This window comes from Proteus vulgaris (assembly GCF_033708015.1).
Classification (GTDB): Bacteria; Pseudomonadota; Gammaproteobacteria; order Enterobacterales; family Enterobacteriaceae; genus Proteus.
Map to the genome: position 1 here is coordinate 3,397,627 of NZ_CP137920.1, position 14,606 is coordinate 3,412,232.

Consider the following 14,606-nt stretch of genomic DNA (forward strand, 5'->3'; position numbering starts at 1 on the left):
AAGTAAAAACCCTGTACCTCATAAAGATACAGGGTTATTTTTTAAGACTGAATACATCCATTGACAACTATTTTAATTCTGGCCAATAGTCTTTATTCGCTTCAATTAAATCATCTAAAATCGCTTTTGCAACCGTCGCACTAGGTACCGTTTTAGACATCGTAATCGCCTGCCAAAGTTTTAAATATGATTTTTCAATCCACGCTTCTACCACTAATTTTTCAACTGCAACTTGCTGGCTCATCATCCCTTTTTGGAATAATGGAATTTTACCCATGACTAAAGGCTCTGGCCCATGACTTCCAACAATACAAGGGATCTCAACCATCGCTTCTGGATCAAAGTTAATAATTGAACCGTTATTAGGAACGATCAGTAACATTCTTTCTTGAGTATTAAACGCAATCGCTGTTGCCAGATCCACAATGTAAGAAGCATGTTCATCTATCTCGAGATGTCCTGCTGATGATTTACCCGCACTTGTGATAGCACGACAAGCGCTAAATACATTCTTTTCTCTGTGCTCCATCACTTCATTTGCACGAGTATGATGAGGATCTGAATGCTCAACGACATAATCTGGGAATAAATAGTATTTCAAGTAAGTATTTGGCATTGTTGATGGATCTAACGCCCACACATCTTTTGCTTTACCGAATGTATCATTCCAACTAGCTTCAACAGGCTCACCTGCTACTTTGGGAATGTATCCATGTTCGGCAACATGTTTACGAATAACAGGCAGTAAATCATTGCCCTGCAAATCTTCAACCTGAGTCCACCAGCCAAAGTGATTTAAACCGTAGTAACGAACCCGCATCTCTTTGCGTGATTTTAATCCTGCAATTTGCGCCATACGTGATTCAATGCCAATTGGCATATCACAAATATTTAAGATCTTCGCATTAGGTTTTAAACGACGAGTGGCTTCAGCGACAATGGCTGCTGGATTAGAATAATTTAGCATCCATGCATTTGGTGAATATTTTTCCATATAGTCAACCAATTCTAATACGCCACCAATAGAACGCATACCATAAGCAATACCACCAGGCCCACAAGTTTCTTGCCCTAATACACCATGGCGTAAAGGAATTTTTTCATCTTTTTCACGCATTGGATATTTACCAACACGGATATGTGCCATAACAAAATCAACATCTGTAAAAGCAGTTTTAGGATCTGTGGTATAGCAAAACTCAATTTCAGGTGCTTTTTCAGTAAGAATGATTTCACAAGCTTTAGCAATAGTTTCTTGCCGCTCGGCATCATTGTCATAAAATTTGATGGCTCTTAATGGAAAACGTTTTAAATTTTCCAGTAGCATCAAAATAATACCGGGTGTAAATGTACTACCGCCACCTGCAATTACGACTGAGAACTTCTTCATTATATAGCCTCCGACAAGGTGATATTTTGTGTATCTTCTTTCATAAGTTGTTCAATCTTGTCTCTCACTTGAGAAACGTGTAGCCCGATAATAATTTGTAATGCATGACCTTTACGCACCACACCATGTACACCGAGCCCTTTAAAATAGGCATCTGTTTCAACTATTTCGTTATCTATCACTTCAATACGTAAACGTGTTGCACAGTTATTTAAGGATTTGATATTTCCACTTCCCCCTAAGCCTTTGAGAATGCCTTTAGGAAGTACAAGCTTATGGTCCTCTTTTTCCGTTTTTGAACTATTTGAAACTTGTGACTTTTTATTTTTATAATCTTGTTTGCTATAAAGCTTTATCTCTTCGTCATTGTCTTCACGACCTGGTGTTTTTAAATTAAGTTTGATAATTAATGTTCTAAACACCACAAACCAAATCATTGTAAAAATAAGGCCGATGACAATTTGCGTGATAATCATTCCGTAATGGTTGTGAAACATAGGGATCCAATTCATAGGAAGAAAATTGTCAATGATCCCCCCGCCCATATTTCCAACAACCCCAAAATGATAAAGCGTCGTTGCTAATGTGGCGGCTAACACGGCATGAATTGCAAACAATAGTGGTGAGATAAATAAGAATGTGAATTCTAAAGGCTCTGTTATTCCTACAAATACAGCGGTCAATACAGAAGGTATTAGTAAACCTGCAATTTTGGCTCTATTTTTAGGTGCTGCAGTGAAATAAAGAGCAAGTGCTATACCAATAGAGCCAAAGACTTTGCTATTACCATGTAACGCAAAACCACCTTCAGGAAATAATTCTTTTAAAGATTGGGTGCTTTGACTGAAATATTGCATATTTTGCGCCCAATCAACTTGAATGCCATGTTCAGTAACTGCTGGGCCAAAAATAAAAGGTCCATAAATAAAATGATGTAAACCAGTAGGAATTAAAATACGTTCAAGAAAGGTATATATCCAAACCCCTAAAGAGCCTGATTCAACCATAAACACTTGCAAAGATTGAATGCCAATTTGTACTTTAGGCCAGAAAAATAACGTTATCCACGCTAAAGGTAACATCACAAAAAAACTAATTAATACAACATAAGATGTTCCTTGGAATATACCTAGAAATACAGGAAGCTGTTTATCGAAATAACGATTATGTATACCTGTTACAATACCAGCAATAATAATCGCACCGATAATACTGGTATCTAATGTTTTGATACCAGCAATCATTGTAAGGCCGCTATTTCCGCCGATTTCGCTTGTAAAGTCCACACCAAAATAACTGCCCCAAACAATCCCCATTGCATTAATAAAATAATTCCAAGTGAGAAAACTTACCATAACGGCAAGACAAGCTCTTGCTTGTGCTGTTTTGGCTAAACCTATTGGTAAACCAATTGCAAAAATAAGAGGCATATTACGGAAAACAGTCCAACCGCCCTCTTCAATAATATGAACAATTTGAGAAAATAAACTATCGGGTCTTAATAAATCTTCACTAATAAATAATGGGTTTTGTAATAGAATTGCAATGCCTACAACAATACCTGCAAAAGGAAATAGCAGGACAGGCGTAAACATGGCTCCACCAAATCGTTGTATTTGACTGAGCATAAAAATATCCTCTTATTTACTGCTACTGGGACGACATGCTATTTAATTTGTTTTTATTCTGTAAATGCAGATTAGATTCTTTTCTCTTTATTCTCTCACTCGAAATGAGTTATTCGTGATCTAATTCATATTATCTTTTAAGCAAAATGATCTACATTTTTATAAAAAAGTAGATCACTTTTTATTTTATGATAACGTTCACATTTTCGACTTATAAATCATTTTTCTATATTTCAAAAGATTAGACTCATAAATTATAAATATTGAAAGCCGTTTTTTAGAATAAAAAGAGGTATAAAAGTGATCTATAAAGACATTGCAAAAAGCCTAAGAATTCAAATAAATTCGGCAGGATATCAAATTGGTGACACATTACCTGCCGAAAAAATATTAGCAGAGCAATACTGTGTATCAAGGATGACTATCCGTAAAGCAATAGACTTACTGGTTATCGCTGGTTTATTAGAACGAAAACAAGGCTCAGGGACTTATATTAAAGAGAAAGACGTTCATCATGAAAATGCAAGCTTAAAAGGTTTTGTCGAATTAATGGCAAATACAGGTCATAATGTAAGAAGTGAAGTAATAGAATTTAGTGTTATTCCCTGTCCTTTATCTATCGCGAGTAAATTACGAATTAATTCAAATGAACGTATTTTTTATTCAAGGCGAATACGTTACGTTGATAATAAACCGCTTATTGTTGAAGATAGTTATATGCCTGTTAAATATTTTAGTAATTTAACATTAACTCATTTAGAAGGTTCTAAATTTGATTTTATTGAAAATATTTGCCAAATAAAAATAGCAGGAAGTTATGAGACATTTCATCCTATTATGCCAGATAACAATATTTGTCAATTATTAAAAATAGAAAATAATATTCCGATATTAAGACTCAGTACATTATCATACAGCATCCATGGTGATTATATTAACTATTCAATAATGTATAGAAATACCCAAGATTATATTGTTGAGTATCATTTAAAACGAGAACAATAATTATTGATAATAAATAATATTAAAGATTATTGATTAATCAGCATAGAAAAAGCACTCCAAAGAGTGCTTTTGAGAACGGACTAAAAGCGTTTAACTATTTCTTTTTAATTGCGTTAATGATATTTGTTGTAGAAATACCATCTTCAAAATTCAGCACTTTTACTTCGCCACCAGCCGCCCAAACTTCTTTGCTACCCGCGATATCTTCAGGTTTATAATCACCCCCTTTAACTAAGATATCGGGTAATACAGAGGCAATTAAGCGCTGTGGTGTATCTTCTTCAAAGGCAACAACCCAATCGACTGCACCTAAAGCCCCTAAGACTGTCATACGCTGTTCTAATGGGTTAACGGGACGACTTTCGCCTTTTAAGCGCTTAGTAGAGGCATCACTATTTACAGCAACAATAAGGCGATCACCTAATTTGCGTGCATTGGCTAAATAGCTAACATGCCCAGCATGAAGAATATCAAAACAACCATTCGTCATAACAATACGCTCACCACGCTGACGCGCTAATTCAACGGCTTGTTTTAATTGTTCTTCATCCATCATGCCAAACCCATTGTCAGAACGACCACGGATCGCATTTTCAAGCTCAATAGGTGACACGGTTGATGTTCCTAATTTACCGACAACAACACCAGCAGCTGCGTTAGCAAGGAAACAGGCTTCACCTAAAGGTTTGCCAGCAGCTAGTGAGGTTGCTAATACACCGATGACTGTGTCACCCGCCCCGGTAACATCATAAACTTCTTGTGCTTGGGTCGGTAAATGCAATGGTGCCTCATTCGCACGAAGTAAACTCATTCCACGCTCTGAGCGAGTGATAAGCAATGCTTCAAGATCCAAATCTCGAACTAATTGAGTCCCTTTTTCTACTAGCTCATCATCCGTTTTACAAACACCAACCACCTGTTCAAACTCTGACATATTGGGCGTTAATAGCGTCGCACCGCGATAACGTTCAAAATCTGATCCCTTAGGATCGATTAATACAGGGACACCCGCTTTTTTCGCCAGTTGGATCATCTCTTGAACATGAGAAAGCGCCCCTTTGGCATAATCTGATAAAACCAATGCGCCAATAGAAGGTAATGCTTGCTGAATACGTTCATAAATAGGTTGAGGATCAACATTGTTAAATCCTTCTTCAAAATCAAGACGGATTAATTGCTGATTACGAGAAAGAACACGTAATTTTGTGATTGTTGGGTGTGTCGCAACAGAGACAAAATCACAACGCACATTGACCTGATTTAATGTATTGCTCAATGCTTTTGCAGCTTCATCAATACCCGTTAAACCCACTAAACGCGAATGAGCACCAAGAGACGCAATATTCATTGCAACGTTTGCTGCACCACCTGGTCGCTCTTCTGTAGTATCGACTTTAACCACCGGCACTGGGGCTTCTGGTGAAATTCGGCTTGTTGGGCCATACCAATAGCGGTCTAACATGACGTCACCGACAACCAACACATTGGCCTTATTAAAATCCGGCAGCGTTACTTTCATCCCATACTCCACATTTATTTTCAAAATAAGCCGAAATAATACCATAACTTGTTAGATAAAAAGAGAGACACTTGGCATCCTCCCCGCCCTAATGAACAGTCCAACTTTATGGGCTAAAGGACGTGGTTTTACGGCACACCTGATAAGACTTCATGCCAACAAACCTTTACGCTTATTCACCAAGCCACTTTCGTTTACTTTTTAATACACACTCTCGCTCTGCGATAAAACAGTGATTATCCACAATGGCAGGTAATGCTTGTAACGCCAGGTGATGTAATTCATTACGCAATGTGACATAAGCATGTGTCAAAGCGAGAGCTTCGTCCTCATCCATCACTTGATGTTTTGCCATTAACTCAAAAATACGCACATTATCAGACCAACGAGTTAAAGCCGGATATTGATGAGAAAAGCGCAATACTAAATATTGTGCGATAAATTCAATATCGGTAATACCACCAGATGAGGTTTTTAAATCAAACTTGTCCACTTGTGTTGGCGCAAGATGTTGCATCATTTTTTTACGCATATCGCGCACTTCATTTTGTAACACATCAGCATCACGAGAAAGACATAACGTTTCATGACGAATACGTGAAAACATCTGTTGTAATTTATCATCACCATAAATCATTCTAGCGCGAATTAAAGCTTGATGTTCCCAAGTCCACGCTTCATTTTTCTGATATTCATCAAAAGCTTGAATAGTACTCACCAACATACCCGATTCACCCGAAGGACGTAAACGAGCATCCACTTCATACAACACACCAGAAGATGTTCTGGTACTAAACAAATGGATAATACGCTGTGCTAAACGCAGATAAAACTGGCGGGCATCAATCTGTTTTTTCCCTGTTGTTACCGTATTTATTGGACAATCTAATAAAAAAACCAAGTCCAAATCAGAGCTATACCCTAATTCCCATCCTCCCAATTTACCGTATCCAATCACCGCAAAACCCAGCCCATCACGATGGGCTAAATGTTCAGGTTCACCATAACGTTTTACCATATATGACCAAGCTTGATGAACAACAGCATGAATAATCGCTTCAGCTAAATAGGTTAAGTGATCGCTAACCTTCATAACCGGCAATACCCCAGTAATATCTTCAGCAGCGATACGTAGCAATTGGGCTTGCTTAAACTGGCGTAATGCTTCTAATCGTTGTTCTTCGTCTTCTTCTGGTACACGTAATAAATATTGACGTAATTCATCACGATACGCATCTAAAGGCAGGGGTTGATAAAGAGAACTGGGATCAAGTAATTCATCTAATAATAAAGGGTGAAGCGCTAATTGCTCAGCGATCATCGGAGATGCCGCACAGAGTCGTATAACATGCGTTAAAACTTCGTCCGACTCTTGCATCAACTCTAAATACGTTGTGCGACTCACAATACTTAATAACAAAGGCGTTACACGTTGCAGTATCACAAGGGTTTGAGGTTGCTGACAAATTTTAGCTAATAGTTTTGGCATTAAGGCATCAAGAACATCGCGTCCTCTCGGCCCAATTGTTCGCTTGCCAATATCTTGGCGAAAATGCTGCAACGTTTGATTTATCGCGCCAAGCGCTTCGATGGTTAATGTTTCATGAAATAATGACGACGTTTCAGGCAAGCGACCTAGTAGCCAAAGACGCTTAAATTCAGAGATATCATCTTCATCATCATTTTCATCTTCTTCACCAATTAATTGCGTAAAAATCGTGGAAACAGCCTGCATCTTGTGATTAATTTCTTGATAAAGTGTTTCCCAATCATCAAATCCCATTGCAAAAGTTAACCGTGCTTTATCTTCTTCACTTTCAGGTAAGGTTTGGGTTTGTTGATCGCCAATAGATTGCAGTAAGTTTTCTAATCGTCGAAGGAAAAGATAACTTTCGGTCAGTTGGGCAGTTTCTTGTGACGTTAACAGCTCAAGTTTGGTGATAACATTAAGCACAGTTAATAATGAATTACTTTGTAACTCAGGCTCTCTTCCCCCACGGATTAGCTGGAAAACCTGGGTAATAAATTCGATTTCACGAATACCACCAGAGCCTAATTTTATATTATCAATCATGCCACGACGACGAACTTCACGACTTATCATGGACTTCATATTTCTAAGTGATTGAATAACACTAAAATCAATATAACGACGATAAACAAAGGGACGCAACATTTGTCGTAAAACTTGACAATACGCTTTCTTCTCTGCACCTAAAACCCGCGCTTTGATCATCGCATAGCGTTCCCAATCACGCCCCTGCTCTTGATAATAATCTTCTAGTGCGGCAAAGCTCATGACCAAAGGTCCACTTTCTCCAAAAGGGCGTAATCGCATATCAACACGATAGACAAAACCATCAATAGTATGCTGATCCAGAGCCTTAATAAGCTTTTGACCTAAGCGAGTAAAAAACTGTGCATTATCTAGCTCTCGGCGTCCTCCCTGTGTAAATCCATTTTCAGGGTAGGCAAAAATTAAGTCGATATCAGACGAAAAATTAAGTTCAAACCCACCTAGCTTTCCCATTCCTAAAATCAGTAATGGCTGAGGTTTTCCCGCATTGTCACAAGGTGTTCCCCATTGTTGGCAACATTGCCGATAAAGCGTATCTCTCGCAACACAAATTAATGTTTCAGCTAATACACTCAAATGTTTTAGCACACAAGGAATATCACCTAATTGAAAAAATTGTAGCCATGCAATACGCACTAATTGTTGATGACGAAATTGGCGTAAGATCCGCATCACTTCATCTTCATTATCAATATTAGCTAATTTTGCCGTTAATTGAGATTCATAACTTTGCCATTCCATATGGGTCGGTGGATTTTGCCTGATATCAATCAACCATTGAGGATTAGCACGTAAATGCTCTGTTGCAAAAGGGCTAAAAGCAAAAAACTGTTGTTCAGATCCACTAAAAGGCGCGAGCGCATTTAATTGAGAAGAGAACCCACATTGTGCTTTATTCCACAATTGTTGAAATATACCGATAACAGACATAAATAGACTCTCAAGTTGTCAGGAAATTAAGCAATAGACAGTAACCACGCCATAGAAGATAACTTAAAGTGCAACCATAAAACATGGTAATAATCGGTTGCTGTTGTAAATGTTAGCGGCGAAAGAGCTCTGAGTGATTGTTGCATAGATTCAGGCAAATCTGACTGTTTTTTACACCAATCTGAAAATAACGCCAATATTGCTGGCATGGTTATTGTCGGTGGTGTTGGGTTAGCAAAAATCGCTTCTTCTAAAGCTTGTATTGCACTTAACCATTTTGTGAGCTGCTGAGCGACGGTATCACTGGGAGAAAGATTTACCACACTTAACGATAAAGCAGGTTTATTGTTAGCTAAATAATAACCACGAGCCGCTTTGCTGCGAGACGCAAGACGCAATCCGCCCTTTTCCCCCAAATAAGTCGCTAATGCAATAACATCTGATACATGACCTTTTTTAAGTTCTAATTCAAATTCCTCTATCGGCAACTCATATTGATGAGTGCGAATAGTCCCTTTATCTAATACCACTTCAATTTGGCTATCTTGAAAATCCACCAGCCAGGTTTCGCGATAAAAATCCGTATTAAACAACACCTCAAGTTGTGTTTCTAATAGAGTAAGATCGGTATTTTCAGGCCAGATTTCTGCTGGAAAGCGAGCTAAATCCAATTTAGGTTGTTCTAATTCCACGTTATATTCTGGACGTTGATGCAAACCTGCAACGCCTTTACCCGCTGTTTTAATTGTCATTTCATAATGATCATCAACACCACGAATACGCAGCCCCATATCCCAACGACGAATTTGATTATCTGTCGTCTCAAAGTAAAGATTAGTCAGCTTTTTGGGTGCAACGTGCTGATGAGGTAAAATCAGAATGCGCTGAATAATGTGAGGAATAGCGGCAGGTATGGCACTCATTTTGAGTTCGGTTTCTAATTGGCTCATTCTATTTCCCTTAAGTAAATCAATTGATTAGTAAAATATTTGACGCATTTTCATTTTGCAAGTGATAGCCTAATAACAATGATGAATAAAAGGCAGATTATCCCTATATTCTACCAGTTAAGAGTGTTCTCATTCTGGTTTACTATTTGCTTACGCAAACTTTACTCTTTAGTATCAGTAAAAATATTCTCTTGTATAGATAAAAAAGTTGAAAACATAATGCGAAAATTACCCTTACTTTTTCTTTCCTTACTTGGCTTAGGCATTTCTCTGAGCTCACACGCAGAAACTCGTTATGTTTCCGATGAATTATCCACTTATGTACATAGTGGACCAGGAAATCAGTATCGAATTGTTGGCTCTTTAAATTCGGGCTCAACCGTTACTGTACTTTCGCGTAACGCCGCAACGGGTTATGTACAGGTTAAAGACGATAAAGATCGTACTGTTTGGTTACCAGAAAACCAACTCAGCACCCAACCCAGTATGCGAACTCGCATTCCTGCTATGGAAAAAGAGATCCAAACACTACGCGATAAACTGGCAAATATCGACCAGAGCTGGAACCAACGTACTATCGATATGCAAAATAAAGTTTCAAACAGTGATGACATCATCAATGGCTTGAAAAAAGAAAATGAACAAATGAGAACAAAGCTCGCTGTCGCAGAGAAAAAACTCGATTTTGCGAATCAACAATTAGATGACAGACAACGCGATATCATCTTACAGTGGTTTATGTATGGTGGCGGTGTTGCTGGCGCAGGTCTTATCTTTGGTCTGATCCTTCCACATATTATTCCGCGTCGTCGTAAACGTAATGATCGTTGGATGAACTAATATCCTCGACCAAAGGAACAGAGATCCCGTGAAAATATATCTTGTTGGTGGCGCAGTGCGTGACCAACTTTTACAGATCCCAGTAAAAGACAGAGATTGGGTCGTTGTAGGTGCAACACCTCAAATGCTGTTGCAACAAGGCTATCAACAAGTAGGTAAAGATTTTCCCGTTTTTCTTCATCCTGATACACATGAAGAATATGCACTTGCACGTACGGAACGAAAATCAGGATCAGGTTACACGGGATTCACTTGTTATGCCGCGCCTGATGTCACATTAGAAGACGATCTTGCACGTCGCGATCTCACGATTAATGCCATTGCTTATTCTGCTAATGGTGAATATGTCGATCCTTATCATGGCATAGATGACATCAATGCGAGACAGCTTCGCCATGTTTCTGAGGCCTTTTCTGAAGATCCTTTAAGAGTTTTACGAGTTGCACGTTTTGCTGCACGGTTTGCACCTTTAGGATTTAATATTGCATCAGAAACACTGCAATTAATGAAGACGATGGTACAAAGTGGTGAGTTAAATACACTGACTGCTGAACGCGTCTGGAAAGAGACTGAAAAAGCCCTTGAAAGCTCTGCGCCTCAAATCTATTTTGATGTTTTACGTCAATGTGGTGCTTTACGCGTTCTTTTCCCTGAAATTGATGCTTTATTTGGTGTACCTGCTCCTGAAAAATGGCACCCAGAAATCGATACCGGCATTCACACCCTACTAGTACTTAATATCGCCAGCCAATTAACCGATGATATTACAGTACGCTTTAGTGCCTTATGTCATGATCTGGGTAAAGGGTTAACACCGCCTGAAAATTGGCCTCATCACCACGGACATGGTCCAGCAGGTGTCCCTTTAGTTGAAGCTTTATGCCAACGTTATCGCATTCCTAATCATATTCGTGATTTAGCGCGCCTAGCAGCAAGGTTTCATGATCATATCCATCGTATTGATAGAATGCGTCCTTCTAAGATAATCCGCCTATTTGATGCTATTGATGCATGGCGAAAACCTGAACGCGTTGAACAATTAGCCATGGTGAGTGAAGCTGATGCAAGAGGACGTCAAGGAGCAGAAAATCTCGTTTATCCACAACGCACGTTTTTTTGCCAAGCCTTCGCAATTGCAAATAATGTGGATATTAAGCCAATTATTGAAAGTGGATTAAAAGGAAGTGCAATACGAGATGCGCTAACCAAGCAACGAGAAGTCGCGATTATCAAATGGAAATCGCGACTTAATCAGGATCGACACTAATTACGCTTTACGCTCAATGATCACACCTACATTGGTAGCTTGTGCAACAGCGCCAGGTTTAGCTAATTTAATTTTTACTCTAGGCACAGCAAATTGAGTTATCAATAGCTGTGCTACTTCTTCAGCAACACGTTCCACTAATTCAAAACGTCGAGTCTCAACATAATCAATAATTGCATTGCTCACACTCGCATAATCCAAACAATAAATTACATCATCAGTTTGGGACGCGCGTTTGTTATCCCATTCCATTTCGATATCGAACACTAATTTTTGTTTTATGGTTTTTTCCCAATCATAAACACCGATTGTGGTTATTACTGATAATTGTTCAATAAATACGATATCCATCACGTCATCTCTTATTTTTTCTGCTCATCGGATACCACTTCCGATGAAATATGCGTATTATCCATACATGCCTAACGAACTTACATCAACATTGGAGAATACAAATGAGTGCTAACGCACTTGGAATGATCATCTTCGCCTACTTGTGCGGCTCAATCTCCAGCGCGATATTGATTTGCCGACTGGCAAGACTACCTGATCCAAGAAAATTTGGCTCTGGCAATCCCGGAGCGACCAACGTCCTACGTATTGGTGGAAAAGCGGCCGCAGCGGCAGTACTTATCTGTGACGTCCTAAAAGGGATGATCCCTGTTTGGCTCGCCTACTACTTAAATGTGCCTCCTTTTTACCTCGGTATTGTGGCAATCGCGGCATGCCTTGGGCATATTTACCCTGTTTTTTTCCACTTTAAAGGCGGAAAAGGCGTCGCCACTGCATTTGGTGCTATTGCTGCCATTGGCTGGGATTTAAGTGGTCTTATCGCAGGAACGTGGTTACTCACCGTCTTACTGAGTGGCTATTCATCGCTTGGTGCGATTATCAGCGCACTGCTTGCCCCTTTTTACGTCTGGTGGTTTAAACCAGAATTCACTTATCCCGTCGCGTTATTATCATGCCTTGTACTTTACCGTCATCATGACAATATTCAACGTTTATGGCGTGGCCAAGAAAGTCGTATCTGGCATAAATTGAAGAAAAAAACCGAAAAAACAGAAAAAGAGATCATTCAAGAAGCGAAAGAGCAAGAAAAAGAAGATTAATCGCCTTTACCCCAAAGCTCAACTAGCTCTGATATAGGTTGGCAACTTTTAGGTATAAAACGCTCGATAAATCTCATCGAGCGTTTTATGGTTTAATGATAAGTAAGATCATTTCTTTATTTGGTCAACAACGCCCAATTTAAAGTCAAGGGAATTATCGCGTTGACTTACTCGTTTTATTACATTCTCCAATTGTAGATTGGAAAAATATCCATCTTATTTAAAACGGATCAGTCAGAATAAAAAAGCACCTATTCAATTAATAGGTGTTTTTTCTCTTCAAAACAAATTGAACTAATCATCTCTAGTTTAAATTGCAATTAATAGTCAATTAAATAATATTCATAATAATATTACCTAAAATAAATATATCATTTTTATTAAAATAGAATTAATTATATAAGTTAATTAAAAAAAATAATTAATCTTAATTAATATCGTTCATTAAAAATCATAAGAAAACATTATAGAAATCATAAAATTAAATACAAAATACAACTATTAGATTATATCAACCTCGAGTTTATTAAAAATAAATTACTTGAATATCTATCAACTTATGCCTATTAATTAATAGGCATCAAAAAAACAAAAATCATTTCAATATTCATTTTGTTGGAGCTACCCATGCTTGCAAAAATAGATAAAAGTATTATTGATTCAATAAAAAAAATGAAATTAAGCACATCAACACTCGTTGATATTCTTGATGGGTTAGGAAAAACAACGGTTTTAAACAGCCAATTAAAAATTATTAATAAAGAGGATTTTTATTCTGTTGCTCAGGCTTATACCGTTCAATGGAAATTAATAAGAAAACAGAAATCTATCTTAGAAAAACAGCCCTCAACTTGGGAGCAAGTAAGCCCTTTTCTCGTTCCTGAATTAACAGAGGCCAAAGGATTAATCTATATTGCCGGCGGCTATGAATTAATTACAGAGGCGGCTCTTGCGGGTGGAATGAGTTGTACTTATTTTGAGAAGCTCGGATTTGAAGCCGTTATTCTCGGAGGAGCTGTACGCGATAAAAATGAACTGATGGATTTAACAATACCCGTTATTGCCACTAATCTTACTCCCACAGATACACAAGGAGCCTACCTTGTGAGTGAGACCGGAACTCATTGCACAATTGAATATTCAACGATTTATAGTGGCGATCTCGTCGTTTCAGATCCTAATGGCACCGTAATTATTCCTCTAGATCTCATTGAGAGCGTACTACAAAAAGCAAAAAAAATTCATCGCATTGAAAGCAGTATGATAAAAAAAATCAAGCAAGGGGAACGCTTACCTGAGCTAATTAACACAACTGGTCGTATATAATTGAGGCATCATAAAATGATAAATATTCATACATTAGGGCCTTCTGGAACAAACTGTGAAAAGGCTGCACACTACTGGTTAAATAAAAATAATCGACAAGGTAATATTATTCTTCACCCTACGCTAGAAACAGCAGTGAAAGAAATGGATAACAGTTCAAATAGTGTTTTGTTAGGTTGTATTGTTTATCCCTATTTACATAATATCGTTTTTAGCAATCTTTCATTTATCAAATTAACCGATTGCTTTGTTATGGACACCCATAATATGTTATTTGCCAGTCGATTTAATAATATTAATGAGATAAAAAAATTAGGCTCTCACCCTGCGCCTAAAGATCTATTTAAAAAAATAAAAGAACTCGATAATATAGAGAAGTTATTATTTAATTCAAATAGTGAAGCAGCTCTCCAATGTAGTTTAGGTAATGTTGATGGTTGTATTACAACTTTAAACGCAGCTGAAAAACACCATTTAAACATTCTCTCTGATTTTGGCCCTATTCCTATGGGGTTTTCAATTCATTCTAAATTAATTTAATTCAGTTTTTTATTATAAAAAA

Annotated in this window: 12 protein-coding genes; 6 read left to right on the forward strand and 6 right to left on the reverse strand. The window is 37.9% G+C overall.

The genetic code is table 11. The features are described 5' to 3' along the window. Window positions 1-67: 67 nt before the first annotated feature. Window positions 68-1,390 carry a 6-phospho-alpha-glucosidase gene (locus tag SB028_RS16010; protein ID WP_069369643.1) on the reverse strand — a complete coding sequence of 441 codons (1,323 nt, stop codon included), beginning with the start codon at window positions 1,388-1,390 and terminating at the stop codon, window positions 68-70. After that, the gene (locus SB028_RS16015) at window positions 1,390-3,018 is read right to left on the reverse strand and encodes an alpha-glucoside-specific PTS transporter subunit IIBC (RefSeq protein ID WP_069369644.1); all 1,629 of its coding nucleotides are present in this window, start codon (window positions 3,016-3,018) and stop codon (window positions 1,390-1,392) included. The genes SB028_RS16010 and SB028_RS16015 overlap by 1 nt, the downstream gene beginning before the upstream one ends. A 300-nt stretch (window positions 3,019-3,318) precedes the next feature. Here SB028_RS16015 and SB028_RS16020 point away from each other — a divergent pair, with 300 nt between their 5' ends. Next, entirely contained in the window at window positions 3,319-4,023 is a 705-nt protein-coding gene (locus tag SB028_RS16020; protein ID WP_069369645.1) for a GntR family transcriptional regulator, read from the forward strand. 94 nt (window positions 4,024-4,117) lie between these two features. Here the strand turns inward: SB028_RS16020 and hldE are convergent, their stop codons facing one another. From hldE to SB028_RS16035, 3 genes are all read right to left on the reverse strand, one after another. Continuing rightward, complete coding sequence (hldE, locus tag SB028_RS16025; RefSeq protein ID WP_069369646.1) at window positions 4,118-5,542, reverse strand: bifunctional D-glycero-beta-D-manno-heptose-7-phosphate kinase/D-glycero-beta-D-manno-heptose 1-phosphate adenylyltransferase HldE; 1,425 nt, start codon at window positions 5,540-5,542, stop codon at window positions 4,118-4,120. 172 nt (window positions 5,543-5,714) lie between these two features. Further along, complete coding sequence (gene glnE / locus SB028_RS16030; protein WP_069369647.1) at window positions 5,715-8,549, reverse strand: bifunctional [glutamate--ammonia ligase]-adenylyl-L-tyrosine phosphorylase/[glutamate--ammonia-ligase] adenylyltransferase; 2,835 nt, start codon at window positions 8,547-8,549, stop codon at window positions 5,715-5,717. Between the two features lie 26 nt (window positions 8,550-8,575). Further along, window positions 8,576-9,499, reverse strand: a complete 924-nt coding sequence (locus SB028_RS16035; RefSeq protein WP_069369648.1) for an inorganic triphosphatase — start codon at window positions 9,497-9,499, stop codon at window positions 8,576-8,578. 219 nt (window positions 9,500-9,718) lie between these two features. Here SB028_RS16035 and SB028_RS16040 point away from each other — a divergent pair, with 219 nt between their 5' ends. Next, complete coding sequence (locus SB028_RS16040; RefSeq protein ID WP_069369649.1) at window positions 9,719-10,339, forward strand: TIGR04211 family SH3 domain-containing protein; 621 nt, start codon at window positions 9,719-9,721, stop codon at window positions 10,337-10,339. A gap of 28 nt (window positions 10,340-10,367) precedes the next feature. Continuing rightward, window positions 10,368-11,606 carry a multifunctional CCA addition/repair protein gene (locus tag SB028_RS16045; RefSeq protein WP_069369650.1) on the forward strand — a complete coding sequence of 413 codons (1,239 nt, stop codon included), beginning with the start codon at window positions 10,368-10,370 and terminating at the stop codon, window positions 11,604-11,606. Here SB028_RS16045 and folB read toward each other — a convergent pair whose 3' ends face one another. Beyond that, on the reverse strand, window positions 11,607-11,957 hold the full coding sequence (folB, locus tag SB028_RS16050; protein WP_069369651.1) for a bifunctional dihydroneopterin aldolase/7,8-dihydroneopterin epimerase: 351 nt from the start codon (window positions 11,955-11,957) through the stop codon (window positions 11,607-11,609). 104 nt (window positions 11,958-12,061) lie between these two features. Here folB and plsY point away from each other — a divergent pair, with 104 nt between their 5' ends. The 3 genes from plsY to SB028_RS16065 all read left to right on the forward strand — a co-directional run bounded on the left by plsY (window position 12,062) and on the right by SB028_RS16065 (window position 14,584). Next, on the forward strand, window positions 12,062-12,718 hold the full coding sequence (plsY, locus tag SB028_RS16055) for a glycerol-3-phosphate 1-O-acyltransferase PlsY (protein WP_023582777.1): 657 nt from the start codon (window positions 12,062-12,064) through the stop codon (window positions 12,716-12,718). Between the two features lie 627 nt (window positions 12,719-13,345). Continuing rightward, window positions 13,346-14,044: an RraA family protein gene (locus tag SB028_RS16060; RefSeq protein WP_069369652.1), complete on the forward strand. Its 699-nt coding sequence runs from the start codon at window positions 13,346-13,348 to the stop codon at window positions 14,042-14,044. Window positions 14,045-14,059: 15 nt separating this feature from the next. Further along, window positions 14,060-14,584, forward strand: coding sequence for a prephenate dehydratase domain-containing protein (locus SB028_RS16065; protein ID WP_069369653.1), 525 nt, complete (start codon window positions 14,060-14,062; stop codon window positions 14,582-14,584). Window positions 14,585-14,606: the final 22 nt, after the last annotated feature.